39 protein-coding genes are annotated in these 26049 nt (G+C 43.9%); 37 read left to right on the forward strand and 2 right to left on the reverse strand.

All coding sequences use genetic code 11. The annotated features are described in order from the left end of the window. Positions 1–8 precede the first annotated feature (8 nt). From NF859_RS04395 to lipS2, 10 genes are all read left to right on the forward strand, one after another. The gene (locus NF859_RS04395; protein WP_252743187.1) at positions 9–1376 is read left to right on the forward strand and encodes an MATE family efflux transporter; all 1368 of its coding nucleotides are present in this window, start codon (positions 9–11) and stop codon (positions 1374–1376) included. Between the two features lie 387 nt (positions 1377–1763). Continuing rightward, on the forward strand, positions 1764–2645 hold the full coding sequence (locus NF859_RS04400; protein ID WP_252743188.1) for a DUF2202 domain-containing protein: 882 nt from the start codon (positions 1764–1766) through the stop codon (positions 2643–2645). 119 nt (positions 2646–2764) lie between these two features. Beyond that, entirely contained in the window at positions 2765–2905 is a 141-nt protein-coding gene (locus NF859_RS04405) for a hypothetical protein (protein WP_252743189.1), read from the forward strand. After that, positions 2902–3270 carry a DUF4405 domain-containing protein gene (locus NF859_RS04410; protein WP_252743190.1) on the forward strand — a complete coding sequence of 123 codons (369 nt, stop codon included), beginning with the start codon at positions 2902–2904 and terminating at the stop codon, positions 3268–3270. Before NF859_RS04405 ends, NF859_RS04410 begins: the two co-directional genes overlap by 4 nt. A 170-nt stretch (positions 3271–3440) precedes the next feature. Beyond that, positions 3441–3734 carry an ArsR/SmtB family transcription factor gene (locus NF859_RS04415; protein WP_252743191.1) on the forward strand — a complete coding sequence of 98 codons (294 nt, stop codon included), beginning with the start codon at positions 3441–3443 and terminating at the stop codon, positions 3732–3734. 24 nt (positions 3735–3758) lie between these two features. Further along, positions 3759–3947, forward strand: coding sequence for a hypothetical protein (locus NF859_RS04420; RefSeq protein ID WP_252743192.1), 189 nt, complete (start codon positions 3759–3761; stop codon positions 3945–3947). A 180-nt stretch (positions 3948–4127) separates the two neighbouring features. Continuing rightward, complete coding sequence (locus tag NF859_RS04425) at positions 4128–5042, forward strand: phosphate signaling complex PhoU family protein (RefSeq protein ID WP_004068424.1); 915 nt, start codon at positions 4128–4130, stop codon at positions 5040–5042. 69 nt (positions 5043–5111) lie between these two features. After that, positions 5112–6029 carry an isoaspartyl peptidase/L-asparaginase family protein gene (locus NF859_RS04430; RefSeq protein ID WP_252743222.1) on the forward strand — a complete coding sequence of 306 codons (918 nt, stop codon included), beginning with the start codon at positions 5112–5114 and terminating at the stop codon, positions 6027–6029. Between the two features lie 10 nt (positions 6030–6039). Continuing rightward, positions 6040–7209 carry an MFS transporter gene (locus NF859_RS04435; RefSeq protein ID WP_252743193.1) on the forward strand — a complete coding sequence of 390 codons (1170 nt, stop codon included), beginning with the start codon at positions 6040–6042 and terminating at the stop codon, positions 7207–7209. Beyond that, positions 7206–8156 carry a LipS2 family lipoyl synthase gene (lipS2, locus tag NF859_RS04440; protein WP_252743194.1) on the forward strand — a complete coding sequence of 317 codons (951 nt, stop codon included), beginning with the start codon at positions 7206–7208 and terminating at the stop codon, positions 8154–8156. The genes NF859_RS04435 and lipS2 overlap by 4 nt, the downstream gene beginning before the upstream one ends. On the opposite strand, the gene NF859_RS04445 is transcribed toward lipS2, so the two are convergent. Both NF859_RS04445 and NF859_RS04450 read right to left on the reverse strand, forming a co-directional pair. Further along, positions 8142–8630 carry a hypothetical protein gene (locus tag NF859_RS04445; RefSeq protein ID WP_252743195.1) on the reverse strand — a complete coding sequence of 163 codons (489 nt, stop codon included), beginning with the start codon at positions 8628–8630 and terminating at the stop codon, positions 8142–8144. The genes lipS2 and NF859_RS04445 overlap by 15 nt on opposite strands. A gap of 3 nt (positions 8631–8633) precedes the next feature. After that, complete coding sequence (locus NF859_RS04450; RefSeq protein WP_252743196.1) at positions 8634–9557, reverse strand: serine/threonine-protein kinase RIO2; 924 nt, start codon at positions 9555–9557, stop codon at positions 8634–8636. A gap of 84 nt (positions 9558–9641) precedes the next feature. Here NF859_RS04450 and NF859_RS04455 point away from each other — a divergent pair, with 84 nt between their 5' ends. From NF859_RS04455 to NF859_RS04585, 27 genes are all read left to right on the forward strand, one after another. After that, complete coding sequence (locus tag NF859_RS04455; protein ID WP_252743197.1) at positions 9642–10748, forward strand: MFS transporter; 1107 nt, start codon at positions 9642–9644, stop codon at positions 10746–10748. A 267-nt stretch (positions 10749–11015) separates the two neighbouring features. Then, positions 11016–12119 (forward strand): NADPH-dependent hydrogenase/sulfhydrogenase 1 subunit beta, encoded by a 1104-nt coding sequence (gene hydB, locus NF859_RS04460; protein WP_252743198.1) that lies wholly within the window; start codon positions 11016–11018, stop codon positions 12117–12119. Further along, the gene (hydG, locus tag NF859_RS04465) at positions 12116–13006 is read left to right on the forward strand and encodes an NADPH-dependent hydrogenase/sulfhydrogenase 1 subunit gamma (RefSeq protein ID WP_252743199.1); all 891 of its coding nucleotides are present in this window, start codon (positions 12116–12118) and stop codon (positions 13004–13006) included. The genes hydB and hydG overlap by 4 nt, the downstream gene beginning before the upstream one ends. A gap of 10 nt (positions 13007–13016) precedes the next feature. Beyond that, positions 13017–13805, forward strand: coding sequence for an NADPH-dependent hydrogenase/sulfhydrogenase 1 subunit delta (gene hydD, locus NF859_RS04470; protein ID WP_252743200.1), 789 nt, complete (start codon positions 13017–13019; stop codon positions 13803–13805). Then, on the forward strand, positions 13805–15085 hold the full coding sequence (gene hydA / locus NF859_RS04475; RefSeq protein ID WP_252743223.1) for an NADPH-dependent hydrogenase/sulfhydrogenase 1 subunit alpha: 1281 nt from the start codon (positions 13805–13807) through the stop codon (positions 15083–15085). Before hydD ends, hydA begins: the two co-directional genes overlap by 1 nt. A 39-nt stretch (positions 15086–15124) precedes the next feature. Further along, positions 15125–15571, forward strand: coding sequence for a hydrogenase maturation protease (locus NF859_RS04480; RefSeq protein ID WP_252743201.1), 447 nt, complete (start codon positions 15125–15127; stop codon positions 15569–15571). Positions 15572–15694: 123 nt separating this feature from the next. Next, positions 15695–16471, forward strand: coding sequence for a putative RNA uridine N3 methyltransferase (locus tag NF859_RS04485; RefSeq protein ID WP_252743202.1), 777 nt, complete (start codon positions 15695–15697; stop codon positions 16469–16471). Position 16472: 1 nt separating this feature from the next. Then, the gene (locus NF859_RS04490; protein WP_252743203.1) at positions 16473–17558 is read left to right on the forward strand and encodes a 50S ribosomal protein L3; all 1086 of its coding nucleotides are present in this window, start codon (positions 16473–16475) and stop codon (positions 17556–17558) included. 11 nt (positions 17559–17569) lie between these two features. Continuing rightward, positions 17570–18337, forward strand: a complete 768-nt coding sequence (gene rpl4p / locus NF859_RS04495; RefSeq protein ID WP_004068347.1) for a 50S ribosomal protein L4 — start codon at positions 17570–17572, stop codon at positions 18335–18337. Between the two features lie 6 nt (positions 18338–18343). Next, positions 18344–18604, forward strand: a complete 261-nt coding sequence (locus tag NF859_RS04500; protein ID WP_252743204.1) for a 50S ribosomal protein L23 — start codon at positions 18344–18346, stop codon at positions 18602–18604. 11 nt (positions 18605–18615) lie between these two features. Next, complete coding sequence (locus tag NF859_RS04505) at positions 18616–19335, forward strand: 50S ribosomal protein L2 (protein WP_252743205.1); 720 nt, start codon at positions 18616–18618, stop codon at positions 19333–19335. Between the two features lie 10 nt (positions 19336–19345). Next, the gene (gene rpsS, locus NF859_RS04510) at positions 19346–19744 is read left to right on the forward strand and encodes a 30S ribosomal protein S19 (RefSeq protein WP_225806963.1); all 399 of its coding nucleotides are present in this window, start codon (positions 19346–19348) and stop codon (positions 19742–19744) included. An 11-nt stretch (positions 19745–19755) separates the two neighbouring features. Next, the gene (rplV, locus tag NF859_RS04515) at positions 19756–20220 is read left to right on the forward strand and encodes a 50S ribosomal protein L22 (RefSeq protein ID WP_004068339.1); all 465 of its coding nucleotides are present in this window, start codon (positions 19756–19758) and stop codon (positions 20218–20220) included. Positions 20221–20224: 4 nt separating this feature from the next. Beyond that, positions 20225–20848 carry a 30S ribosomal protein S3 gene (locus NF859_RS04520; protein WP_252743206.1) on the forward strand — a complete coding sequence of 208 codons (624 nt, stop codon included), beginning with the start codon at positions 20225–20227 and terminating at the stop codon, positions 20846–20848. After that, positions 20845–21045, forward strand: a complete 201-nt coding sequence (gene rpmC / locus NF859_RS04525) for a 50S ribosomal protein L29 (RefSeq protein ID WP_252743207.1) — start codon at positions 20845–20847, stop codon at positions 21043–21045. Before NF859_RS04520 ends, rpmC begins: the two co-directional genes overlap by 4 nt. A gap of 36 nt (positions 21046–21081) precedes the next feature. Next, on the forward strand, positions 21082–21348 hold the full coding sequence (gene yciH, locus NF859_RS04530) for a stress response translation initiation inhibitor YciH (protein WP_238565091.1): 267 nt from the start codon (positions 21082–21084) through the stop codon (positions 21346–21348). Beyond that, positions 21234–21602: a ribonuclease P protein component 1 gene (locus NF859_RS04535; protein WP_252743208.1), complete on the forward strand. Its 369-nt coding sequence runs from the start codon at positions 21234–21236 to the stop codon at positions 21600–21602. Before yciH ends, NF859_RS04535 begins: the two co-directional genes overlap by 115 nt. A gap of 5 nt (positions 21603–21607) precedes the next feature. Next, positions 21608–21943 carry a 30S ribosomal protein S17 gene (locus NF859_RS04540; RefSeq protein ID WP_004068329.1) on the forward strand — a complete coding sequence of 112 codons (336 nt, stop codon included), beginning with the start codon at positions 21608–21610 and terminating at the stop codon, positions 21941–21943. A 5-nt stretch (positions 21944–21948) separates the two neighbouring features. Beyond that, on the forward strand, positions 21949–22374 hold the full coding sequence (locus NF859_RS04545) for a 50S ribosomal protein L14 (RefSeq protein WP_252743209.1): 426 nt from the start codon (positions 21949–21951) through the stop codon (positions 22372–22374). 10 nt (positions 22375–22384) lie between these two features. Next, the gene (gene rplX, locus NF859_RS04550; protein WP_004068324.1) at positions 22385–22747 is read left to right on the forward strand and encodes a 50S ribosomal protein L24; all 363 of its coding nucleotides are present in this window, start codon (positions 22385–22387) and stop codon (positions 22745–22747) included. Between the two features lie 2 nt (positions 22748–22749). Further along, positions 22750–23496, forward strand: coding sequence for a 30S ribosomal protein S4e (locus tag NF859_RS04555; RefSeq protein ID WP_252743210.1), 747 nt, complete (start codon positions 22750–22752; stop codon positions 23494–23496). Positions 23497–23507: 11 nt separating this feature from the next. Next, positions 23508–24059, forward strand: coding sequence for a 50S ribosomal protein L5 (locus NF859_RS04560; protein WP_252743211.1), 552 nt, complete (start codon positions 23508–23510; stop codon positions 24057–24059). A gap of 2 nt (positions 24060–24061) precedes the next feature. After that, a complete protein-coding gene (locus NF859_RS04565) occupies positions 24062–24232 on the forward strand; it encodes a 30S ribosomal protein S14 (RefSeq protein WP_004068318.1) in 171 nt (56 codons plus the stop codon). Between the two features lie 11 nt (positions 24233–24243). Further along, on the forward strand, positions 24244–24636 hold the full coding sequence (locus tag NF859_RS04570) for a 30S ribosomal protein S8 (RefSeq protein ID WP_004068317.1): 393 nt from the start codon (positions 24244–24246) through the stop codon (positions 24634–24636). Between the two features lie 10 nt (positions 24637–24646). Beyond that, entirely contained in the window at positions 24647–25201 is a 555-nt protein-coding gene (locus NF859_RS04575; protein ID WP_004068314.1) for a 50S ribosomal protein L6, read from the forward strand. Positions 25202–25211: 10 nt separating this feature from the next. Continuing rightward, on the forward strand, positions 25212–25592 hold the full coding sequence (locus NF859_RS04580) for a 50S ribosomal protein L32e (RefSeq protein ID WP_252743212.1): 381 nt from the start codon (positions 25212–25214) through the stop codon (positions 25590–25592). A gap of 5 nt (positions 25593–25597) precedes the next feature. After that, positions 25598–26044: a 50S ribosomal protein L19e gene (locus NF859_RS04585; RefSeq protein WP_225806956.1), complete on the forward strand. Its 447-nt coding sequence runs from the start codon at positions 25598–25600 to the stop codon at positions 26042–26044. Positions 26045–26049 lie beyond the last annotated feature (5 nt).

Consider the following 26049-nt stretch of genomic DNA (forward strand, 5'->3'; position numbering starts at 1 on the left):
ATTTTACCATGGCTAGGATAGAAGAGATGAGAACGGAAATTCTGGAAGGGAATATCGAGAAAACTCTCTTCAAGTTATCTTGGCCTTTAATCCTTAATAACCTTGTTCATGTCCTCTACAATATAACCGATACTTTCTGGCTTGGAAAAATTGGAAGAGAAGCTCTTTCTGCTCCAGGTGTTTCTTGGCCGTTAATTGGAACTCTCATGAACCTCGGCCAGGGATTTGCCGTTGCTGGTTTTGCTTTTGTTGGTCAGTACATAGGGGCAAAGTTGTATGATAAGGCCAATAGGGCTGCTGGGGCATTATATTCTTTGGTTCTATTTTTTGCATCTTTAACAGCGTTTATAGGGTTTTTTATAACCCCCAAAGCCTTGGAATTTATGAAGGTTACTCCAAATGTTTATCCCTATGCCCTTACATACGTTAGAATAGTTTTCTTGGGACTTCCTTTTTCTTTTATGGGCTTTGCGTTTAGTGCCCTGATGAGAGCCACTGGAGATACAAGAACTCCAGTAAAAATCAACATGTTTACGGTATTCCTGAATGTAATTCTTGATCCTATCTTGATATTTGGTCTTTTTGGGCTTCCTAGACTTGGTGTTGCCGGAGCTGCTGTGGCGACTGTTTTCTCAAATACCCTCGGTTCTATAATTGGAGCATACCTTCTCTTTAGTGGAAAAGCTCCCATCCATCTAAAGTCAAGGGAGCTTAAGCCAGATTTTGAATTCTACAAGCGCATTTTCAAGGTAGGGTTGCCCTCTGGAATAGGTCAATCTGCGAACAGTTTTGGCTTTGTCATGCTTACGAGAATAATATTTGGGTTTGGGGATGTTACTTACGCTGCTTATACTATAACGACACGCTTAGTGAACTTTCTTACCAGCATTTCCAGGGGGATAAGTATGGCGATGGGAACGATGATAGCCCAGAATGTTGGTGCTGAGAAATATGAGAGGGCAAAGAAAATAGCAGAGAGAACCATGATCATCAACATCCTAATAGCTACAAGTGCTGTTGTGATTATAGGGATTCTAAGAGTTCCAATATTTAGGGTTTTTCTCAATGATGAGGAGGTAATAAAGGAAAGTACCGTAGTTTGGAAGTATTTCCTCACTTCTGTTCCCTTCTTCAACGGCATTTTTGTTGTGGTAAACAATGTGTTTAGGGCATCTGGGCATACTAAGAAAAGCATGGCGTTGGGAATTCTACGGCTTTGGGGGTTGAGGATTCCGCTTAGCTATGTTTTGGGTTATACCCTGTTGGGATCTTCCATAGGTGTTTTTCTGGGCATGGGTCTTAGTAACGTTATTGCTGGATTATTCGCTTTTGTCTGGTTCCTTAAAGGAAGCTGGATGAAGAGGATTATAGACTGACTTCTTTGAAACGAAGACTATTGGGAATTATATTAGTTACCTATAATCATTGCGAAGAGAAGTCCAAAGGATAAGGGAGTAGATGCTCAATAGAGTGTTGAGAAAATTGTCTGCCTGTAGAGCAAATGACTTTTTATGGTCAAGTTATGTATGCAAGAGTAGAATACTTTGAATAGAACTCTAAGCAATTCGTTTGGTGCAATTACTATTTCATGTAATCTTCTAGAAGATTAATGAATGCAATGCCTGGAAGCACTAATTTTTGTTGTATTATTTGTTCCTAGATGTTAATTGCCTTAATTCTCTCACTTTTAGGTTCAACCAAAAACTTTATAAATCAAACATACATATGTAATATTGAAGTTACATATGAAGAGGTGAACCAACATGTGGAAGAAGATATTGGGATTTGGGTTCCTTGTGCTAGCCCTGTTCGGACTGGTGCTTGGAGGTGTGGCTGCATATAGAGGGGTGCCAGGGACCAACCCGGAGGCACCGCAGGTATACCAGGAGGATTACACGAGCTACTACGCACCACTGAGCGACGAAGAGGCCAGCGGGTTAATCTATATGGTCGAGGAGGAGAAGCTCGCGAGGGACGTCTACCTAACGCTCCACAACGAGACGGGATTGACGGTCTTTGAGATGATAGCCGAGAGCGAGCAGAGCCACATGGACGCCGTGCTGTCGCTGATCGATAAGTACAACCTAACCGCACCGGGCACGCTTGACCAGGTCGGCGTCTTTGAGAACCCAGAGCTCCAGGCTCTCTACGACCAGCTGATAGAGCAGGGAAGCCAGAGCACCGTTGATGCACTCAAAGTCGGGGCGCTCATAGAGGAAACCGACATCAAGGACCTTGAGGAGTGGATCGCCAAGACCGACAACGAGGACATAGCAAGGGTTTACAGCAACCTCATGGCCGGAAGCGAGAACCACCTAAGGGCTTTCGTGAGGAACCTGGAGGCAGAGGGGGTTGAGTACACCGCTCAGGTGCTTCCCCAGGAGCAGGTTGACGAAATAATGGCTGGAGAAACTGGCCACAGCGGACACGGTAAGATGATGGCGGGAGAAAATCACAGCCACATGAAGGGTAAGGAAGGTGACAGGATGGCAAAGGAACAGAGAGGGAAAATGGGCGGAAGGATAAAGGGCAACGGAGACGAGAAAGGCACCCACGAACATGGAAAAAGCGGCAACGGTGAAGGGAACAAGTCCATGAGGGGCTACGGCAGCGGGGACTGCCTAATACAGGCTGAGGGAGCCTGAAGGAGGTAAGAAAATGAGTGAGTCCATAACGACAATCCTGAACTTCGTATTAAAGCTCATCAAGGGGGCTCAGCGCCCCCAGCCCTCACCGGCTATCCACAGAGAGGAGGATAAAAGGGATGGGGCCGATTGATGCAGGAAGAAACGAGATTGGCCTCGTGGTTGGCCTTATAGTGATCGCCGCGGTGATGGTGGTTGGATACCTTATCGCGAGAGGCTCTTTCCGGGAGGAGGAAATAGAGGAGTGTGATGAAGAATGAGAGTCCCGAGATGGTTTAAACCAACCCTCGACCTGCTCCTGCTCTTTGATTTTATCATCGAAGCCCTTTCGGGGATAGCCCTCTACCTCGCGCCAAGCGGGAGAATTGCGAGGGAGGAGCTCTGGACTTTCCTCGGCCTCGGCAAAGAGGCATGGGAAGGGCTCCACATATACTTCGGCTTCGCCATGGTCGCGCTGGTGGCGCTCCACCTCTTCGTCAACTTCAGCCCGATGGTGTGCATGCTGAGAAACATCGTCACCAACAGAAAGGAGCGGAAGGTAAACTGGAGGAACATATCTGCCCTAATAGCTCTTTCGGTGCTCTTCGTTGGTGGGGGAATAATCTACGCCCTAATGAGGGGATGAAGATGAAAAGGAAAGCAATCTTTGGGTTGCTCAGCCTTTTGATTATCCTCGTCGTTGCGAGGAGGAGTATTCTGAGATAGTCGGCTCCAACTAACGAAAGGCTTTTATCCTTTCTTCCCCTTTTCCTTCTGTAAGACATTGATTGCATATGCAGTCTAAAAGTGATGGTCATGGTGCGGAGCGTTGACGAACTTGTGGCCCTCGGAGAGGCCCTCGGCAATCCCGTGAGGGTTAGAATACTTAAACTCCTCTGCCAGAAGGAGTGGTACGTCTATGAGCTGGCCAAGGAGCTGGGCATCTCAAGGCAGCTCCTCTATCTCCACCTCAAGAAGCTCGAAAAGGCCGACCTCGTCGAGAGCGAGCTACGCCTTGAGCCCGACGACCCGAGGGCCAAGAAGTACTACCGCGCAAAGCAGTTTAGAGTGGTTATAGACAACGAAACGATAAAGAGCCTGGAGGAATGAAACATGCCGTGGGGAGGTGGGCAGATGGCAACCCCAAGTGGGTGGATAAGCATAACCCTTGGTCTTATACTCTTGGTGGTTTTCATATTCGCGTTCTATCAGATGAACAAAACGTTAAACGAAATGAAGTTTGAGCTGGAGAAGCTCAGGAACACCCTTGAGGAGACTAGGAAGAACACCGAGGAAGTTAAGAAGAAGCTCGAAGAGGTCTGAGAATTCCCAAGTCATGTATCTCTGAGGCTGTTATAGGCTTCTATTTGTATGCTATATCTTTTGTTTATTTTCGAAAATTTCTTAATCCTTGAGAGAAAGCCGGACAAGATAATTCTGGATGAAAGCCGAAACATCAAAATATTTATATGGTGAGAATTCTATATAGATTGGGTGTTTGATATGGAGTTCAGGAAGATACAGTTTACTGGACGGAGCTCATACATAATCTCACTTCCAAAAAAGTGGGTTAAGGAAAATAACTTGAAGCAGGGGGATGTCGTTCCGATAGTGATCAATCCCGATGGGTCTTTGTTAATACTTCCCAAGGAACCCAAAGAAGTTAGCGAAAGCAAGGAGCTTGTAATTTCTAAGGATATTTCACCAGACATGGCGGTTAGGCTTCTGATTTCTGCCTACATACAAGGGTATGACGTTATTGATGTAAAGTTTACAGAGGACATGCCTCTATATAAGGTAAAGATACGAGGGACAATCCAGAACCTTCCGGGATTGGAAATAATCTTGGAGGAACCCCTTAGGATTACGAGCAAAAGCCTATTGGCGGATGAGGAGGTAAACCTGAGGGAAATAATAGAGAGACTGACTTCTATCTTAATTTCGATGATAGAGGACTTAATGCTTATAAGTGAATTCGAAAAGAAAGAAGTTCTCAGAGATATCAACGGGCTGGAAAACGAACTGGATCGCTTTTATTTCCTAACGCTGAGAGCGGTAAACAAAATACTCTCAGGGGGCAGCATAGTAAAGGATGGAGGACTAATAAAGAGGAATTTTGACCTTTTAGGGGTTCTCTTTATAGTACGCAATATTGAAAGAATAGGCGATCACATGGTTAGAATAGCTGAAAACTTCGATCCGGATTTGGATATTGCGTACTTAAAGGGGATACTCCAAAAAGTCATGGCTCAGATAGCCCAAAAAGATCTAAAAAAGATTGATGAGATAATGCTTGAGCTAAAAGCCCACATAAAGTCGATAGATTACAGAAAATCCGTCGCTATGGACAGTTATCGGAGGATACTGGAATACCTTGAGAACATAGGAGAGACAATAATAAACATGAGCCTGAGTTAATGAAACTTCTCTCTTTTCGTTTCCATAATGCTTTTAACCTTTCGAAGACATTACGTAATGGTGATTCTGATGGTTGCGATTATTGTTCATGGTGGCGCCGGCACAATAAAAAACGAGGATAGGATTCCCAAAGTCCTTGAAGGAGTCAGGGAGGCTGTTTTAGCAGGTTGGAAAGAATTAAAACGAGGTTCTGCTCTTGATGCCGTTGAAGAAGCTATCAAAGTATTAGAGGACAACCCAGTATTCAACGCTGGGACGGGTAGTGTTTTAACCTTGGATGGGAAAGTGGAGATGGATGCCGCTATTATGCGTTCCAATCTTGAAGCTGGTGCAGTTGCGAGCATATGGGGAGTTAAAAATCCTATAAGCGTGGCAAGAAAGGTTATGGAAAAAACTGATCACGTTCTCCTTGCTGGAGAAGGAGCAGTTAAGTTTGCCCGTTTGATGGGATTTGAAGAGTATAATCCCATAACCGAGGAGAGAATTGAACAGTGGAAGAAGCTTAGACAAAAGCTCCTGGAAGATGGAAACATCCCACACTGGAGAAAGATCAGTGAACTGATACGGGAATACCCCGAAGTTTTAAGGAGTACTGTTGGGGCGGTTGCCTTTGATGGGCAAGAAATAGTGGCTGGCACTTCTACAGGGGGAGTTTTCTTGAAAATGTTTGGAAGAGTTGGTGATACCCCGATAATAGGAGCCGGAACCTATGCTAATGAATTTGCCGGAGCTTCGTGCACTGGACTTGGGGAAGTCGCCATAAAGCTTTCTCTTGCAAAAACCGCTACAGACTTTGTTAGGTTCGGATTGAATGCACAAAAAGCTAGTGAAGCTGCAATAGAACTTGCAACGAAGTATTTTGGGAGAGACAACATGGGAATAATCATGGTTGATAGAGAGGGGAACATAGGCTTTGCTAAAAATACCAAGCACATGAGTGTTGCATATATGAAAGAGGGCATGGAAAGTCCAGGAGTGAAGATTTAGGGGGTAAAGAATGAAAAGAAAAGACTTATGGCTTCTTCATTTTTCGACACTTTTCTTCTTCTTGGGATATATCCTAGTGGCACCTCTAATTTCCCCCCTTGCCATAACGTTTGGTGCCAGCCCATTCTTAGTTGGCTTCGTAGCTTCAGTGTCTTCAATATTCGCCTTTGTACTAAAGCCCGTGGGAGGTATCTTGGGAGACAAGGGGAAAAGTTTTGAGGTAATGATGATAGGGACGGTTCTTGGTGCTGTTGCGGGAGGATTCTATCTCCTCTCATTCTTCATGCGAAGTTTGACTATTTTTGCCATAGGGAGGGCGGTTCATGGTGCTGCATCGGCGTTTTTCTTTCCATCCTCTCTCTCAACCGCCATAAACCTAGCCCCTAAAGGAAGAGTCGGGGAGACCTTGGGGTGGAGAGGAACTATGTTTTCTCTGAGCCAGCTCATTGGTCCAGCTGTAGGAGGACTAGTGGCAGATTACTTCGGATTTCATTCAGCCTTTGTTCTCGCAATCTTGTTTTCTTTAGTGGGCTTCCTATTTGTCTCAAATGCATATAGGGAAGTTAGGGCCAAGATACCGGTCAAAGAAAGCGAGGAAAAGAAGGGTTCTTACAAGGATCTGATTAATCTATCTTTTGTTGGTGCTTCGATTTCGCTGTTCTTTATGGTCTTCGCCTATAGTGGTATGTACACGTTTCTTCCAGCATACTATAAGATCCTTGGATTGGGCACTAGTATCTTTGGAATATATGCGAGTATCATGGGTGGTTTTAGCCTTCTCACAAGGGTTTTTGGTGGGAGGGAAGCGGATAAAAGGGGGCCAATTCCAGTAGCTTCTTCTGGATTGCTCTTAATAACATCTGCCTATGTTATCTTGTTCTTCCACCTTCTGCCTCCTGAAGCCTATATAAGCGCTGTTATTCTGGGAATGGGATTCGGATTGGCTGTTCCTTCTCTTCAAATGCTGGCTTTAGCTAATCTTCCAAAGAATATAAGGGGAATAGGTTCGAGTGTCTATACAATGTTTTTTGATTTGGGCTACCTTTCTGGACCTTTGGCCCTTGGTTATCTGGCGGAAATTGAGGGTTATGAGAAGGTATTCCTTTTCCTCCCTATGCTAACATTTTTATCTCTGTCTAACCTCATATTGCTCAAGGTGTTAGGGAGGAAAAGACCATGAAAATAAGGGCTTCATACGGAACTGCAGTTGTCTTGGGACTTAAGAAGGGAAAAATGTTTGCAAAGCCCACGACGGCGTATTTTATGACCTATTATGAGGGGAGATGCCTGAACAATTGTGCCTTTTGTGTTCAGGCTAGAGAGAGCAGGGCAGATGTAGAAAAGCTTTCGAGAATAACTTGGCCCGCATTTGAGTTGGATGAAGTTGTGGAAAAATTAAAAAGTTCAAAATTTGCGAGAATATGCCTGCAAACTATAGATTATCCGAATTTAGGGGAAGACGTCTCAAAGATTCTAAAAGCTTTTTACCCATTGGGTCTTCCAGTTTCTCTCTCGATAACTCCTGTTGACAAAAAGTCTCTTAGAGAGTTTCAAAGGCTTGGGGTAGATTATATTGGCGTTGGTATAGATGCGGCAAGTGAGAGGGTGTATAACAAGGTGAAAGATTCCATGTACTCCTGGGAGGATATGTGGCGGTTTGTTGATGAGGTTATTGATGTTTTTGGCAAGGGGAAGGCATTTGTCCATTTAATCTTTGGATTGGGCGAGAGCGAAGAAGAGTTTTTACAAGCAGTTCAGAAGGCGTATGATTCAAAGGCTAAGGTTTCAATTTTTGCATTTACCCCAATTAAGGGGACTATACTAGAAAACAAGACCCCTCCAGACCCAAATAGGTACAGATTGATGCAGATTGGGGTTTATTTAATTGAAAACAAGATCGCAAGGGTCGAAGAGTTTAAGTTTGAGAGTGGGAGGCTTGTAGATTTCGGTCTTTCCAAAGAGGAGCTTTTTAAGATTCTCGACGAGAGTGCATTCATGACTCACGGCTGTCCCGGATGTAATCGACCCTATTACAACGAGAAGCCCAGCAAAGAGCCCTATAACTTTCCGGTAAGGCCTGAAAAGAAACAGTTTGAAAGATTATTGGGTAGACTATTCAATGAGTGATTCTATAATTTCCTTGAGTTTTTCTGAGCTTATATCTTTGGCCAAAAGCTGTGCTTCTTTATAATTTCCCTTTGTAAGTGCATCTAATGCCAGTACAAAGGTGTGAAGGTCTCTGTTAGTGGATGTTTGAGGGAGCAAAATCTCCAGTCTACCCTTGAGTAGATCGAATTTATTATTCTTCTTGATTATTGCAAGAACGTTTTTTAGTCTCTCAACTCCAAGTGAAAACATCTCTCCATCTGAAGCATTCAGAAGTGCTCTAATTGAGCATTTTACAGCACCGCTGTAGTTGCCCTCTTCGATAAAAGCCTCGACCAATCCAAAACAGGCTTCAAAATAAATCCATGGATAAGAGTCCTTTGAGAGGTGCATGACCTCGTCGAATTTCCTCTTGGCAGCATCAATTTTTCGTTCGTTTAATGCTCTTTGAGCTTCCCTCAAGATAGATACAATGACTTCTTCTTTCTTTTCCATTGTTTACGCCTCTTTTAAGCTCTTTTTAAAGGCATCCTCAAATTCTTTCCAGACTTCATTCCAGTCTTTTTCTACTCTCCATTTTCGTTTAAAGGAGTTTAGGAGCACCCTTAAATCCCTTTCCAGATAATACTTGGCATCTGGGAAAGCCGTTGTTAAGTATTGGGGCCAGTCTATTATTAGTATATCCCCATCCTTTTTAAGAACTATGTTGTAAAGGCTCATATCAGAATGAATTATTCCAAACTCGACTATCTTTTTGTACTCTTCCAGAACTTTGTCTAATATTTCTGAAGCCTCCTCTTTTGTCAAATCGGTGTCTGCAAGCTCTACAAGCTCAACCCCTTCTATAAATTCCATAACAATCGCATGCCTGTTCCATGCAAGGGGTTTTGGAACTTTGGCTATTGGGCTCAAGAGTTGAAGAGCCTCATACTCTCTTTGAGCAACTAGTCTTGAAATGTAGAGCCATGATATATGTCTTTTGTCAATAAAATCGGGTCTATAGAGCTTTATCCTTGTGAAGCTTGTTCTTCCTATCCGATTAAATTTAACAGCTACTTTCTCTTCATTTGGAGTTATCCCGACATAAACATCCGCCTCTTTCCCTACCCCAATTTGTGTTTGGCTTATTGCCTTAATTATCCCTTTTTGAGCAAATGCCCTTATTGCCAAGGCATCGTATCCATGTATTGTGAGCTGGTAGCCTATGTAGCCTATATCACTTCTTCTCCTCACGAGTCCCCAATTGTCGAGTTTCCCTAGGCGATAAGAGGCAGTTTCAATATCCACTCGGGAAAATTTGGCTATTACCTCGAGGGGCACCCACTCATAATGGCGCATATTAAGCTCTACTCCTCTAAGTATCCTAAAATCGAGATACTTAAGATTTGGATATACTTCGAGTGCAAGAAGTTTACTTACCATGGCTCTCACTCAGCCCTACATCATCTCCTTTTTATATTTAACTCTTCGATAATTTTTTAAACGTTCAGCCTCTCACCTCAAAATATGCAGAGAAAACTCCTCTTACTGCTCTCTCTTGGGTGGATATTCAACTATGCCCACAGAATGGCTATTCCTCCCCTTATCCCACTAATCAAAGAAGAGTTAACCATAACAAACGCTCAGGCCGGGCTTCTCATGACTTCCCTTCTCCTTCCCTATGCCTTGATTCAAGTTCCAGCCGGTTATTTTGGGGACAAACTCGGAAGAAAAAAGCTTGTAGTTATCAGCATTGTTGGTTATTCGTTAGCAAGCTCCTTGATTATTTTCGCCCGGCAATACTGGCATCTTATTGCCATTAGGGCTCTCTATGGGATTTTTGCTGGTCTCTACTACGCTCCAGCAACTGCTCTTATAAGCGAGATTTACAGGGAGAAAAAAGGTTCCGCATTGGGTGTTTTTATGGTTGGACCTCCAATAGGAAGTGCCATTGCTCCAGCAATTGTTATTCCAATAGCCTTGGCCTTAGAGTGGAGGTATTCGTTTTTAGTTCTCTCGCTTATGAGCTTAACAGTTGGACTAGCGCTTATGCTGATAATCAAGGGGGAAGTAAAGCAAGTTGAACGGCCAAAGTTCACGGTGCCTAAGGAGGTGTTCAGCTTAAGTGTTATGAACTTCATAGTATTAGCAGCCTTCTTTGGAATGCTGACTTTCCTTCCAGATTTCTTTGTAAACAAAGGCAGAAGTGTAGAAGAAGCTTCCTTTTACTTCTCTCTCCTCTCGATAGTGGGGATCTTTGGCTCTATTGCTGGAGGAGGTGTGTATGATAGGATTAGAGAAACTAGTCTTTTCTCTGTTCTCGCTCTAAATGCTTTCCTGTCTTTTCTGTTGGTGAAAACAGCATATCCCATGCTGGTTTTGTTGTTGGGCTTGTTTTTCTACTCCGTTGGTCCGATAGTTACCGCTTATACAAGTGAACATGCAAGTGAGGAAAACCTTGGCACAGTGATGGGTTTTGTGAACATGATGGGGTTTTTTGGAGCAACCGCTGGCCCGTATTTTATAGGGCTTTTGATCGATACTGCAGGTTATGAAACAGCGTTTTATTCAATCTCAGCAATGTACCTGCTAAGTTTCCTAATTTTGATGCTTTCAAGGAGAGATATTCGTTAGTACCTATGACTTGTTTCTTTTGGTTACACTTTTCTGTACATCTAAGCTTAAAACCAGTCGTTAGTGCGACTTATCTGAACCTTGATGTTGGTTTCTGTTGTTTAAAGAATATATGAACAAAGTATTTTGGGCGAATTTGCTGTGTTAAACCTTTGGTTGAAAATCTAAGGGTTTAGAAATGCTTTTTTATACACAAAACAAGCTTTCAATGAGGATGAATAAAAATGTTCACTGGGACTATTTGTGTACATCAGTGGGGTGATGGAGTTGAGGTATGTTAAGTTGCCGAAGGAGAATACTTACGAGTTCCTAGAGCGATTAAAAGACTGGGGAACACTTTATGCTCCAGTAAAAATCTCGGAGAAGTTCTACGACTTCAGAGAAGTTGAAGACGTGAGGCAAATAGAATTCAAATATAACAGGACAATAATGCCTCCGAAGAAGTTCTTCTTCCTTCCGAGGGAAAAAATGTTTGAATTCAGCATTTCGAAGGCAGAATACAAGGAGGTTATTGAAAACGTTGAACCCTTTGTAGTTTTCGGGGTTCACGCGTGTGACATCTTTGGTCTTAAGATAATGGACACAATTTACTTGGATGAGCTCCCTGACAAATACTACAAAGTTAGAAGGGAAAAGGGCATAATAATAGGAATTAGCTGTGTTCCAGATGAGTACTGTTTCTGTAATTTGAGGGAGACAGATTTTGCAGACGATGGTTTCGACTTATTCCTCCATGAGCTTCCCGACGGATGGCTCGTGAGGGTTGGCACTCCAACCGGGCACAGGATAGTTGATAAAAACATAAAGCTCTTTGAAGAGGTAACGAGCCAGGATGTATGCAACTTTAGAGAGTTTGAAAACAAAAAGCACCAGATGTTCAAATACCATGAGGATTGGGGGAACCTCAGATATTTGCTTGAGATGGAAATGGAGCATCCAATGTGGGATGAGCAGAGTGAACTCTGTTTAGCATGCGGGAACTGTAACTTAACATGTCCAACGTGTAGATGTTATGAAGTCCAAGATATACCAAATCTTGATGGAGACACGGGCGTTAGGATTAGAAGATGGGATTCATGCCAGTTGAGAAGTCATGGCCTTGTGGCTGGAAACCACAACTTTAGACCAACCAAAAAGAGTCGTTTTATGAACCGTTACCTATGTAAGAACTCCTACAATGAGAAGCTTGGCATAAGCTACTGTGTCGGATGTGGAAGGTGTACATACTTCTGTCCAGCAGAAATAAGCTTCGTGAGGAATTTGAGAACTATTATGGGACTTGAGGATAAGTCATGTCCTCCTGAAGTTGCTGAGGAGATTCCGAAGAGAGGATTTGCATATGGCACTTCTGCCGGAGGTGAGGAGCTATGAGCACTCCTAGCACTGTACCAAAAGATATTATGATGCCAGATGAGAACCCATATGCTCTCCATAAAGCAAAGGTACTCAAAGTTTACAAGCTTACGGACACAGAAAAGCTTTTCCTATTCCGTTTTGAAGATCCAGAGTTAGCTGAAAAGTGGACGTTCAAGCCGGGACAGTTTGTTCAGCTTACTATCCCAGGTGTTGGTGAAGTACCAATCAGCATATGTTCCTCCGCTATGAGAAGAGGTTTCTTTGAACTTTGTATAAGAAAAGCAGGTAGAGTAACAACTGTAGTTCACAAGCTTAAGCCGGGAGATACGGTTTTAGTTAGAGGTCCCTATGGAAACGGCTTCCCTGTAGATGAGTGGGAAGGGATGGATTTACTCCTTATAGCAGCAGGTCTTGGAACTGCTCCCCTTAGGAGCGTCTTCCTTTATGCAATGGACAACAGGTGGAAGTATGGAAACATCACGTTCATAAACACAGCCAGATACGGAAAGGATTTACTCTTTTACAAAGAACTTGAGGCAATGAAAGACTTGGCAGAGGCTGAAAACGTCAAGATAATCCAAAGCGTTACAAGAGATCCTGATTGGCCTGGATTAAAGGGCAGACCTCAGCAATTCATAGTTGAGGCGAACACAAATCCTAAGAATACAGCGGTTGCGGTTTGTGGTCCTCCAAGGATGTATAAGGCTGTCTTTGAGTCTCTCATAAACTATGGATACAGGCCAGAGAACATCTACGTAACCCTTGAAAGAAAAATGAAGTGCGGAATTGGAAAATGTGGGCACTGCAACGTGGGAACAAGCACATCATGGAAGTACATATGTAAAGACGGACCTGTATTTGGCTACTTTGACATAATATCAACCCCCGGACTGCTGGACTGAGGTGGGAGAAATGAGCGAGAAGGTTAGAATTGGATTTTACGCCTTAACTTCATGCTATGGCTGTCAGCTTCAAATGGCCATGATGGATGAGATACTCCATCTCTTGGACAAGGCGGAGATAGAATGCTGGTTCATGGTGGAAAGGGACAGTGATGAGGATAGGGAAGTCGATATAGCCTTCATAGAGGGAAGTGTCTCTACTCAAGAGGAAGTAGAGCTTGTAAAGAAGATTAGGGAAAAGGCTAAGATAGTCGTTGCAGTTGGAGCTTGTGCAACACAAGGTGGAGTGCAGAGCTGGGGTAAGGACAAAGAACTTAGTGAGCTTTGGAAGACTGTTTACGGAGATGCTCATGTTAAATTTGAGCCCAAGATGGCAGAGCCTGTTGAAAAATACATCAAGGTTGACTACAAGCTTTACGGTTGCCCACCAGAGAAGAAGGACTTTCTCTATGCATTGGGCACATTCTTAGTGGGCTCATGGCCTGAGGACATTGATTATCCAGTATGTGTTGAGTGCAGGCTTAGAGGAAACCCCTGTATTCTTATAGAAAAGGGAGAGCCGTGCTTAGGGCCAGTGACAGTTGCTGGGTGTGATGCAAGGTGTCCCGGCTTTAACGTTGCTTGCATTGGGTGCAGAGGAGCTGTAGGCTATGACGTTGCATGGTTTGACTCTCTAGCCTTAGAGTTCAAGAAGAAAGGTCTTACAAAAGAGGAGATTCTTGAGAGAATGAAGATCTTCAACGCCCACAATCCGAAGCTTGAAGAGATGGTTAACAAGATATTTGAGGAGGGAGAATGATGTATATCCCGATTACGGTTGATCATATAGCCCGTGTTGAGGGTAAGGGAGGAATAGAGATAGTTACAAGTGATGAGGGGGTTAAAGAAGTCAAGCTTAACATAATAGAAGGTCCGAGGTTCTTTGAAGCCATTACAATTGGCAAGAAGCTTGAAGAGGCATTGGCGATCTATCCGAGGGTTTGTTCTTTCTGTTCAGCATCTCATAAGCTCACGGCTTTAGAGTCTGCAGAAAAGGCCATAGGTTTTACCCCAAGACCTGAGATTCAAGACTTGAGAGAGCTGCTCTACATGGGAGATACCATAGAAAGCCATGCTCTACACCTTTACCTACTAGTTCTCCCAGATTATCTCGGCTATTCCAATCCACTGGCAATGGTTGACAAATATAAGAGAGAAATCGAATATGCAATGGCACTAAAAAACATTGGTTCAAAGATAATGGATTATCTCGGCTCAAGAGCAATTCATCAAGAAAACGCTGTGCTTGGGGGTTTTGGGAAGCTTCCAACAAAAACCCAGTTTGAAGAGCTCAAGAGAGAACTGAAAGAGGCCCTGCCTTTAGCCGAGTATACAGTGGAGCTCTTCTCAAAGCTTGAGCAATACGAAGAGGTAACCGATGATGAGATGGTTCACATGGCAGTGAAGCCGAGAAACGACGTCTATGGTATATACGGAGACTACATCAAAGTAAGTGATGGGTTTGAGTTTCCGGTTGAGGACTACAAAAAACACATAGTTGAAAAAGTAGTTGAACACAGCTTTGCAAAGCACAGCTTTTACAAAGGGAGGCCCTTTATGGTCGGTGCAATCTCGAGAATAGTTAACAACGCTGACCTTCTATATGGCAAGGCAAAGGAGCTCTATACTCAATACAAAGACCTACTAAGATACAACAACTGTTTTGCAAACAATTTCGCCCAAGCAATTGAGCTAGTATACTTCATAGAGAGGGCAATAGACATAATTGATGACACCCTTGCAAAGTGGCCGGTAAAAGAGAGGGATGAGGTAGAGCTAAAAGACGGCTTTGGAGTGAGCATAACCGAGGCTCCAAGAGGTTTACTCGTCTACGCTCTTGAAGTCAAGGATGGAAGAGTTAACTATGCGGACATCATAACACCAACCGCAATGAACCTTGCAATTATGGAACGCCATGTTAGAATGATGGCTGAGAATCACTGGCAAGATGACCCAGAGAGGCTCAAGCTTCTTGCAGAGATGACGGTTAGGGCATATGATCCATGTATCTCGTGTTCTGTTCACGTAGTTAGGCTTTAGTTTTTTTTAACTTCCCTTCTAATTTTTGTTGGTGAGAATATGAGCACGTTGATCCTTGCCCTTGGAAACGAGCTTATGAAAGATGATGGTGTGGGGTTGAAGGTTGGTAGAATTCTGGCAGAGAGGGGCTACAACGTTCTTGAGATAGGAACAGATATATTCAAGCTTCAACGCTATTATAATGGCGAAGAAAGAATAATAATCATCGATGCTATACTCACCGATAAATACAAACCCGGAGAAATGATCCATCTAAAGGGAGAAGAAGTTTTTGAAAAGCTTAAGGCTGAAATAAGGAGTGCACATTTTATGGGGGCTATCGATGGACTCAAGCTTTTGATGGCTCTTGATGAACGGCTAGCTAAAGCAGAGATTCATTTCGTTGGGGTTGTGGCTAAAGAGATTGAATTGGGGACTGAACTCAGTGAAGAGGTTAAAAGCAATATTCATAATATTATAAATGCTATAGAGAATATTGCGAAATAATCTTTGCAAAAATTTTTCACACTTTTGAAGGTTCAGAAGGGTGGAATGGTTCGAAAGCCTTTTAAATACTTTCTTTTTACCCCACTACAGCTTTAGGGTATAGAAATGTAAAGGCTGACTGAAATGGCATGGCATATCTTCATTCCAGATTCACTCCTCGAAGAGACCTCTGACCCAAAGATAAGGACTTATAAAGTTGGACAGATCGGCAGGGCGGCAGCGATCTTTGGCGTTGAGCACATATGGATTTACAAAGCAGGAGGAAAAGACGGGAAATTCATTAAGCTAATCCTCGAATACATGGAAACACCCCAGTATTTGCGGAAGAGCTTAATACCACTTACAAAGGAGCTCAGGTACGTGGGTGTTTTGCCACCTCTGAGAACTCCCCACCATAAGCTCAAAGGAAGACCCAAGCTCGGTGAAATCAGGGAGGGCATTGTAATCAGAAAAGGCAAGAGGCTTTACGCGGATATTGGCCTTGATGAGCTTGCCCTCGTTGAGGGAAGTGGAGAAGGAAGAATGACGTTCAAAATCGTGTCTCTGAAGCCGCTCAAGGTAGTGCCCTCAAAACCCGAGGAGTATTGGGGATATCGAGTGCATCTCACCAGAAAGTCTTTGGCAAAAACACTTAAAAAGGCAAAACTCAACCTTGCAATCGCGACCTCACGAAAGGGTGAGGATGTGAGAAAAGTGAACCTTCCCCCGTTGGAAGGGGAAGTGGGATTCGTGTTTGGATCTCCCCGGAAGGGAATAATGGAGATCCTGAGAGACTTCAATGAGGATTATCCCTTTGATCTAATCCTCAATACGATTCCAAATCAAAAGACAAAAACCGTTAGAACGGAGGAAGCCGTGTTGGCGACATTGGCGATATTTAATTTCATAAGGAGGGATTGAAATGGGAAAAATTAGCAGACCAAGAAGAGGTTCATTGGCATATTCCCCAAGAAAAAGAGCCAAGAGCATAGTCCCAAGAATTAGAAACTGGCCACAGGAGCAAGAGGTTAGAATGCTCGGATTTGCAGGATACAAAGCTGGAATGACCCATGTGCTTATGATAGACGATGCTCCAGGGCTTACGAAGGGTAAGGAGATCTTCGTGCCAGTAACGATAGTTGAAGCTCCGCCCTTAATCGTCTATGGGGTTAGAGCTTACAAGCAGGGTTACCTTGGACTTGAAACTGCAACTGAGGTCATAGTTCCGGATTTCAAGCTCGAGAATTACCCATCAAAGAAAGCAAAGAACGTAACATTCTACAAGCTTCTTGAGAGAAGGATTAAGACTCTTCCAAAGAACTACAACGAAGAGACCTTCCAGCAAAAACTTGGAGAGCTTGAGGACCTTGTTAAGTCCGGGGAAATAGTTGAAGTTAGGGCTCTTGTGGCAACTCAGCCATGGCTCGCGAGGATAAAGAAGAAGCCTGAGGTTATGGAGTACGCTGTTGGTGGAACAAGCGTTGAAGAGAAGTTTGCCTACATCAAAGAGAAGCTTGGAAACGAACTCAGAGCAAGTGAAGTTCTCAAAGAGGGAGAGCTTCTTGACATAGTAGCCGTCACAAAGGGCAAGGGTACCCAGGGCCCAGTTAAGAGATGGGGCATCAAGATACAGTTCCACAAGGCTCAAAGAGCCGGAAAGGCAAGACACGTTGGTAACCTTGGTCCATGGCACCCAGCTAGGGTTATGTGGACGGTTCCACAAGCTGGACAGATGGGTTTCCACCACAGAACTGAATTCAACAAGAGGCTCTTGAGAATAGGGGAAAACGGAAAACTAAAGCTCAATGGAGAGGAAATCGAGATCACTCCAAAGGGAGGGTTCCCACACTATGGAATAGTGAGAAACGACTTCCTTATGATAGCTGGAACCATACCTGGAGCAATTAAAAGAATAATCAGAGTAAGACCGGCAATAAGACCTCCAGCAAAGAAGCCACCTGTTGAGGCTCCACAAATAACATACGTTAGTAGGGAATCAAAGCAATGAGGTGAGGGTTTATGAAAGTTAAGGTATTTTCACTCGATGGCGAGCCAATTGAAGAAATTGAACTTCCAAAAGTATTCCAAACACCTTTCAGACCAGATCTCATTAGGAGAGCTGTCATCGCTTCATGGACCCACCGCATACAACCACAAGGGAGAGATCCCCTTGCGGGTAAGAGGAGGGTTACTGAGAACATCGGAAAAGGTCACGGTATGGCAAGGGTTGAGAGGATAAAGACCTCCCCAAGGTTTGCAGCGTTTGTTCCGTTTGCCAGAGGTGGTAGAAGAACTCACCCACCAAAAGTAGAGAAGATAATATGGGAAGACATCAACAAGAAGGAAAGAAGACTTGCCTTGATGAGTGCCATAGCTGCCACTGCAAACTACGATTTAGTTAAAGCGAGAGGCCACATAATTGATAACCTGCCTCAAGTTCCCCTTGTGGTGGAAGATGAGCTCGAAAAGGTCTACAAGACAGCAAAAACTAGGGAGATCTTCAAGAAGCTCGGTGTCTGGGAGGATATTGAGAGGGCAAAGAAAAACACCAAAGTGAGGGCTGGAAAGGGCAAGATGAGAGGCAGAAGGTACAAAAAGGCAAAAGGTCCACTTATTGTGGTTGCCAAAAACGAGGGAATAATCCAGGGAGCAAGAAACCACCCAGGTGTTGACGTAGTTTTAGTGGACAATTTGGGTGTAGAGCTGTTAGCCCCAGGTGCACATCCCGGAAGACTCACAATATGGACGAAGGGAGCAATAGAGAGATTAAGGGAGATTTATGGGTGATGAGTGATGGATCCATATAAAGTTATTATACGACCTGTAGTCACAGAAAAGGCAATCTCCATGGTTGAGAGGGAAAACAAGCTCACCTTTATAGTCGATAGAAGGGCTACAAAGCAAGATATAAAGAGGGCTGTCGAGGAAATATACAACGTCAAAGTTGAGAAAGTCAATACACTCATAACAATGAAAGGTGAAAAGAAGGCTTACGTGAAATTGAAGCCTGAATATAGCGCAAGTGAGGTTGCTGCTAGAATAGGATTGTTCTGAGGTGAGTGAGAATGGGTAAGAGTTTGATTCAACAGAGGAGAGGAAAAGGAACAACAACCTTCAGAGCACCGTCTCACAGATATAGGGGTGCTGTTAAGTACATCCCCTTGAATTTCACCCAAGAAAAGACCCTCGCTGGTAGGGTAGTTGAGATACTCCACGACCCCGGAAGAACCGCACCGGTTGCCAAGGTTAAGTTTGAGAACGGTCTTGAGAAGCTCATCCTTGCCCCAGAGGGGCTTTTGGTGGATCAAGAGGTTTACATCGGACCTGAAGCTCCGATAGCAATTGGAAACACACTTCCACTTGCAAAGATTCCAGAGGGTACATACGTTTACAACATTGAAGGTTCTCCGGGCGATGGTGGAAAGTATGTGAGAGCCGGAGGAAGTTATGCTCTAGTTGTTTCAAAAGAGAAGAACAGAGTAATTGTTCAATTGCCAAGTGGTGAACTTAAGGCATTCAATCCAATGTGCAGGGCCACAATTGGTGTAGTTGCCGGTGGAGGTAGACTTGAAAAGCCAATAGTCAAGGCAGGTAAGGCATACTACATAATGAAGGCAAGAAACAGGTTCTGGCCTAAACCAAGAGGTGTAAAGATGAACGCAGTCAATCACCCACACGGTGGTAAAGAGCACCACATCGGTAAGCCAAGTACAGTCTCAAGGAGAGCTCCACCTGGAAGAAAAGTCGGTCATATAGCTGCGAGAAGAACCGGAAGGAGAAAGTGAGGTGGTATAAATGGCAAGGAAAGAATTTAAATATCGCGGTTATACTCTTGAAGAACTAATGAACATGTCTCTTGAAGATTTGGCTAGACTTTTCCCCTCAAGACAGAGGAGAAGCCTTAAGAGAGGGTTAACACCTGAACAGAAGAAGCTTCTCAGAAAGATCAGGTTGGCAAAGAGGGGCAAATACAAGAAGCCAATAAGAACTCACAGCAGGGACATGGTTATCCTTCCAGAGATGGTAGGAATCACAATTTACGTCCACAATGGTAAGGAGTTTGTCCCAGTAGAGATTAAGGAAGAGATGATTGGACATTACCTTGGAGAATTTGCTCTAACAAGAAAGAGAGTCCAACACGGTTCACCTGGTGTTGGTGCTACAAGATCATCAATGTTCGTTGCAATCAAGTGAGGTGGTAGGTAATGGCAAAGTTTTCCTACTCTTTCCAAAATTTTGACCCAGAGAGAATGGCAAAGGCAAGCGGGAGAGATTTGAGAATATCCCCGAAACTCTCAATAGAAGTCTGCAGAGAAATCAAAGGAATGATGCTCAACGATGCCATAAAGCTCCTTGATGATGTAATAGCCAAGAGAAGACCTATCCCCCTCAGAAGGTTCAACGACTCCCAAGGCCACAAGAAAGGAAAGGGTTTTGGGCCTGGTAGATATCCGGTGAAAGTCGCTAAGGAAATCAAAAAGATTCTCCTCAATGTTAGAAACAATGCAGAGCAGAAGGGTCTTGATCCAGATAGGCTAAAGATCATCCACGCTGCAGCTCACAGAGGACCAGTGCTTAGGGGATACATACCAAGGGCTTTTGGAAGAGCCACACCATTCAACGAGCAGACAACACACATTGAGATAGTTGTTGAGGAGATTAGGAGGTGAGCTCATGGCAATCGAGAGATATTTCATAAAGGAAAGCATTAAGGAAATGCTCATCGATGAATATCTTGAGAAGGAGCTTAGAAGAGCTGGTTATGGAGGACTTGACATCAAGAAGACTCCCCTTGGGACAAAGGTTGTTATATTTGCCGAGAGACCAGGTTTCGTTATAGGAAGAGGCGGAAGAAAAATAAGGGAGCTTACAAGGATACTGGAGAGACAATTTGGTTTGGAAAACCCCCAGATAGAGGTTGAGGAAATCAAGAACCCCTACTTTAACGCTAAGGTTCAAGCGACAAGGCTTGCCCAGGCATTGGAAAGGGGAGTCCACTTTAGAAGAGCTGCATACGCTGCAATAAGGGCAATTATGAACAATGGCGCAAGAGGTGTGGAAATCAGAATAAGCGGCAAGCTTACAGGAGAAAGAGCTAAAAGTGTGAGATTCTATCAGGGATATATTGCAAAAGTTGGAAATCCCGCTGAAACTTTGGTTTCAAGGGGCTATGCACAGGCATTGCTAAAGCTTGGCGTTCTTGGAGTGAAAGTTTCAATTATGCCACCAGATGCAAGACTTCCGGATGAAATCGAGATCATAGAAAAACCAATTGAGGAAGAGGTGAGCGAACAATGAGGCCAAGTGAGATTAGGGAGATGAGCGTGGAAGAAATAGAGGCCAAGATTAGAGAGCTAAGACTTGAGCTTGCAAAGGAAAGGGGAATGCTTACAATGGGAACATCTTTGGAAAACCCGATGGTTATTAGGAACCTTAGGAGGGATATTGCCCGCCTTTTAACGATAAAGAAGGAAAAGTTGAGGAGCAAAGGGTGATGGTTAGTGCCTAGGATTGTGAACCCCCTGGATGAGATGTTATTTAAAGAGGTGTTAAAGGAACAGCAAAGGATTAGGGTCTACATTGAAAAGGCCCGTTATGGAAAGCTCAAGACCATAATAGAGGGAATTGATGAGAAGGAGTTTAACCTTGAAGAGATTGCAAAAAAGCTTAAGGCGAAGCTGGCATGCGGAGGAACAGCCAAAAACGGGAGAATAGAGCTCCAAGGAGATCACAGAGAAAAGGTGAAGCGCTTATTGGCAGAACTTGGATTTTCAGAGGAATTAATAGAGGTCGAGTGACCAGAAAAACAATAACAATGCACGAGCTCATAGGCCTGAAGGTCAAAGTCATTAACAGCTCTCATCCGGGGTTGATAGGTATTGAGGGATACGTGATTGACGAGACGAGAAACACCCTCACAATCCTTGGAGAAAAGGTGTGGATAGTTCCCAAGAATGTTGCCGAATTTGAGTTTGAAATTGACGATAAAAAAATACGAATAAAGGGAGAAGAACTGATTGGAAGGCCTGAGATGAGATTGAAAAAGAGGTGAAAAAGATGAGAGACATCGGATTGAGGATACAACCTCCCGCAGAGAAGTGTGATGATCCAAAGTGCCCATGGCACGGACGCATTAAGGTACATGGTAGAGTGTTTGAGGGAGTTGTCATTAGTGACAAGCCGAGGCACACAGTTACCGTTGAAAGACAGCACTATCACTACTTGAAGAAATACGAACGTTACGAGCTTAGAAGAAGCAGAATACACGCCCACAACCCACCATGCATCAACGCAAAGCCAGGGGACAAAGTTATCATAGCTGAAACTAGACCCCTCAGCAAAACAAAGAGCTTTGTAGTGATTGCGGTTACCCAAAAAGCTGAGGAGAGGTGAAGAGAATGGCAAAGAAAGGTGCTGGTGCTACAAGAGGTATCTCTCCAGTTAGGCCCACAAGGGCGTTGCCAATTGGTGCCTACCTTAAAGTGGCAGACAACTCAGGTGCAAAAGTGATCCAGATAATCGGGGTAGTAGGCTACAAAGGTGTTAGAAGGAGACTTGCCTCAGCAGGCATTGGCGACATGGTAGTTGCAACGGTAAAGAAGGGAAGGCCTGATATGAGGCACCAAGTTGTTAGGGCAGTTATCGTAAGGCAGAGAAAAGAGTACAAGAGGCTTGACGGGATGAGAGTAAAATTTGAAGACAATGCAGCCGTTATTACAACACCCGAAGGTGTTCCAAGAGGAACTGAGGTTAGAGGGCCTGTTGCGAGAGAAGCCGCTGAGAAGTGGGTTAGAGTAGGAAGTATCGCGAGTATAGTATTGTGAGGTGAGAGAAATGAGATTAAAGAGCAAACAACCGAGAAAGCAAAGGAAGTTTTTGTACAATGCTCCCCTTCATCTCAGACACAAGATAGTCAGTGCTACCCTTTCAAAAGAGCTTAGACAGAAGTACGGCATTAGAGCTCTTCCAATTAGGACTGGAGACAAAGTAAAAATAATGAGAGGGGACTTTAAAGGGCATGAAGGAAAAGTTGTGGAAGTTGATCTTAAGAGGTACAGGATTCATGTCGAGGGAGCAACTCTTAAGAAGGTTAACGGTACCGAGGTGTTCTACCCGATACACCCATCAAATGTTATGATTGTTGAACTGAACCTTGAAGATGAGAGAAGAAAGAAGATAATTGAGAGGAGGGCTTGAAGATGGCGAGGAAAGGTGCTAAGAGACACTTAAAGAGGCTTGCTGCTCCAACTCAATGGTACATTGAGAGAAAGACATACAAGTGGGCTGTAAGACCTTCCCCTGGTCCGCACAACATGAAAACATCAATTCCCCTCATTTACATAATTAGGGATTACCTTGGATACGCAAAGACCGGTAGGGAAGCAAGAAAAATCCTCAACGAAGGAAAAGTGCTTGTAGACGGCAGGGTTAGGAAGGATTACAAGTTCCCAGTTGGTATCATGGACGTTGTCTCAATACCAGAAACCGGGGAGCACTACAGAGTTTTTCCAAACAGAATTGGAAAGCTTATTCTCCATCCAATAAGCGAAGAAGAGGCGAAGATAAAGCCACTGAGGATAAACAACAAGAGAATGGTAAAGGGAGGAAACTTGCAGCTCAACTTCCACGATGGAACAAACCACTTAATCAAGCTCAGTTCACTCACAGATGAAACCAAAGATAAGTTCAAGACCTCAGACACCGTCTTAATGAAAGTTCCAGAGAGGGAGATAGTTGAAGTGCTTCCATTTGAGATTGGGGCCTATGTGTTCGTTGTTCAAGGTAAGAACGTTGCAAGGGTAGGAAAAATCGTTGAGGTCAGGCACTTCCCAGGTGGATGGCCAGACGTGGTTACAATTGAAGACAAGGAAGGAGAGCTCTTTGATACATTGAAAGATTACGCATTTGTTTTGGGTAAAGAGGAACCAAAGATCTCATTACCGTGAGGTGAAAAAGAATGATAGCTAACAGAGAGGCAATCTTAGCGGATTGGGAAGCTCACCCTATGAGAAGGCCTAGGATAGCCAAAGTCACCATAAACATTGGTGTTGGTGAGAGTGGTGAGAGACTTACAAAGGCTGAGACAATGTTAGAATCACTTGTTGGTCAGAAGCCAATAAGAAGGAAGGCAAAGAAAACAAACAGGGACTTTGGAATTAGAAGAGGCGAGCCGATAGCGGTTAAGGTAACCCTAAGGGGTCAAAAAGCCTACGACATGCTCAAAAGGCTATTGGCTGCCGTTGACAATAGACTTAAGGAATCCAGTTTTGATGAGCACGGAAACGTCTGCTTTGGTATTGATGAACACATCAACATTCCGGGAGTAGAATACGACCCAGAAATTGGTATATTTGGTATGGACGTCTGTGTAACACTTGAAAGACCGGGATACAGAATTGTAAGAAGGAAGAGAAGAAGGCACCACATCCCCACAAGACACAAGCTTACAAAAGAAGAGGGTATGGTTTTCATGCAGGAAGAGTTTGGAGTCCAGATTGTGGAGGGATGATTATGGCGAAGGCTGATTACAACAAGAGAAAGCCGAGGAAGTTTGGTAAGGGCGCGAGAAGATGCATCCGCTGTGGACAATTTGGACCGATAGTTAGAATACACGGACTAATGCTCTGCAGGCACTGCTTTAGAGAGGTAGCTCCAAAATTAGGATTTAAGAAATACGACTGAGGTGAGATGAGATGACTCTGTTAGATCCTTTGGCAAATGCTTTATCTCACATTACAAACAGCGAGAGAGTTGGAAAGAAGGAGGTTTACATAAAGCCAGCCTCAAAGCTTATTGGAGAGGTACTTAGGGTTATGCAAGAGAACGGGTACATAGGTGAGTTTGAATTTATCGATGATGGAAGGGCAGGCATATACAGAGTTCAACTCCTAGGAAAGATAAACAAGGCAGGAGCAATAAAGCCAAGGTTCTCAGTGAAAGCTAAAGAGTACGAAAAGTGGGAAAAGAGATTCCTTCCAGCATTCGAGTTTGGTATTCTAATAGTTTCCACATCCCAAGGTGTTATGACACACAAGGAAGCCCTTGAGAAGGGCATTGGTGGAAGGTTAATAGCCTACGTCTACTGAGGTGAGAGAAATGCCAATTGATGCATGGGTGAGGGAAGAAGTTGAGATTCCAGAAGGAGTCACCGTCGAGATAAACGGTAGCCTTGTCAAGGTAAAGGGTCCAAAGGGAGAGGTTGAGAGAGAACTCAGCTATCCAGGGGTTAAGATATTCACTGAAGACGGCAAAGTTGTTGTTTACAAGGACTTCCCAAGGAGAAAGGATATAGCCATTGCAAGAACATTCAAGGCCCACATAGCAAACATGATCAAGGGCGTCACGGAAGGATTCACATACAAGCTTAAGGTCGTTTACAGCCACTTCCCAATAACAGTCAAGGTGCAAGGCGACAAAGTTTACATAGAAAACTTCCTTGGTGAAAAGGCACCAAGAGTTGCTGAGATACTCCCCGGAGTTACAGTAAAGGTCATGGGTGGCGAAATAATAGTAGAGGGAATCGACAAAGAGAAAGTCGGACAAACTGCGGCAAACATCGAGCAAGCGACAAGGATTACCGGTAGGGATAGGAGAGTCTTCCAAGATGGTATTTATATCGTTGAAAAAGCTGGTAAACCTATAAAGTTCTGAGGTGAGACTAATGGAAAAAGCGAGACTCTTAAGGGTAAGGGCCAAACTCAAAAGGAAGAAGCCCAAGTTTCTTAGGCAAGAATGGTGGAGGTTTCCCAAATTTAAGAATGATCCCAAGTGGAGGAGACCCAAAGGAACAGACAGCAAGATGAGGCTAAAGCTTAAAGGAAAGGCAAGATCACCAAGCATTGGATGGAGCTCACCGAGGGCAGTTAGGGGACTTCACCCAAGCGGTTACGAGGAAGTACTGGTACACAATGTTAAGGAGCTTGAGACGATAGACCCAACCAGACAGGCCGCTAGAATAGCTAGAACCGTCGGAAAGAAGAAGAGACTCATGATAATTGAGAGAGCCAAGGAATTGGGTATTAAGGTACTCAACGCGAGGTGAAGGTCATGCTCAAAATGCAGAGAAGAATTGCTGCTGAACTTTTGAAATGTGGCGAGAATAGGGTTTGGATAGACCCTGAAAGAATTGATGATGTTAAGTCCGCTATCACAAGAGAGGACATTAAAAGATTAATCAATGAAGGCGTCATCAAGAAAAAGCCAATTAAGGGACAGAGCAGGTACAGGGCAAAGCTTAGGCAAGAAGCGAGAAAGAAGGGAAGGCATAGGGGACATGGAAGCAGAAAGGGTAAGAAGACCGCAAGGATGGGCAAGAAAGAGAGATGGATGATGACGATTAGAGCCCTTAGAAAGGAACTTAGAAAGCTCAAGGCAGAGAAGAAGATTGATGAACACACCTACCGCAACCTTTACATAAGGGCCAAGGGCGGACAGTTCAAGAGCAAACACCAGCTTTATCTGTTCATGGAAGAGAAAGGGATATTGAAGAGGTGATATAA

Source organism: Thermococcus alcaliphilus (assembly GCF_024054535.1).
Lineage (GTDB): Archaea > Methanobacteriota_B > Thermococci > Thermococcales > Thermococcaceae > Thermococcus_A > Thermococcus_A alcaliphilus.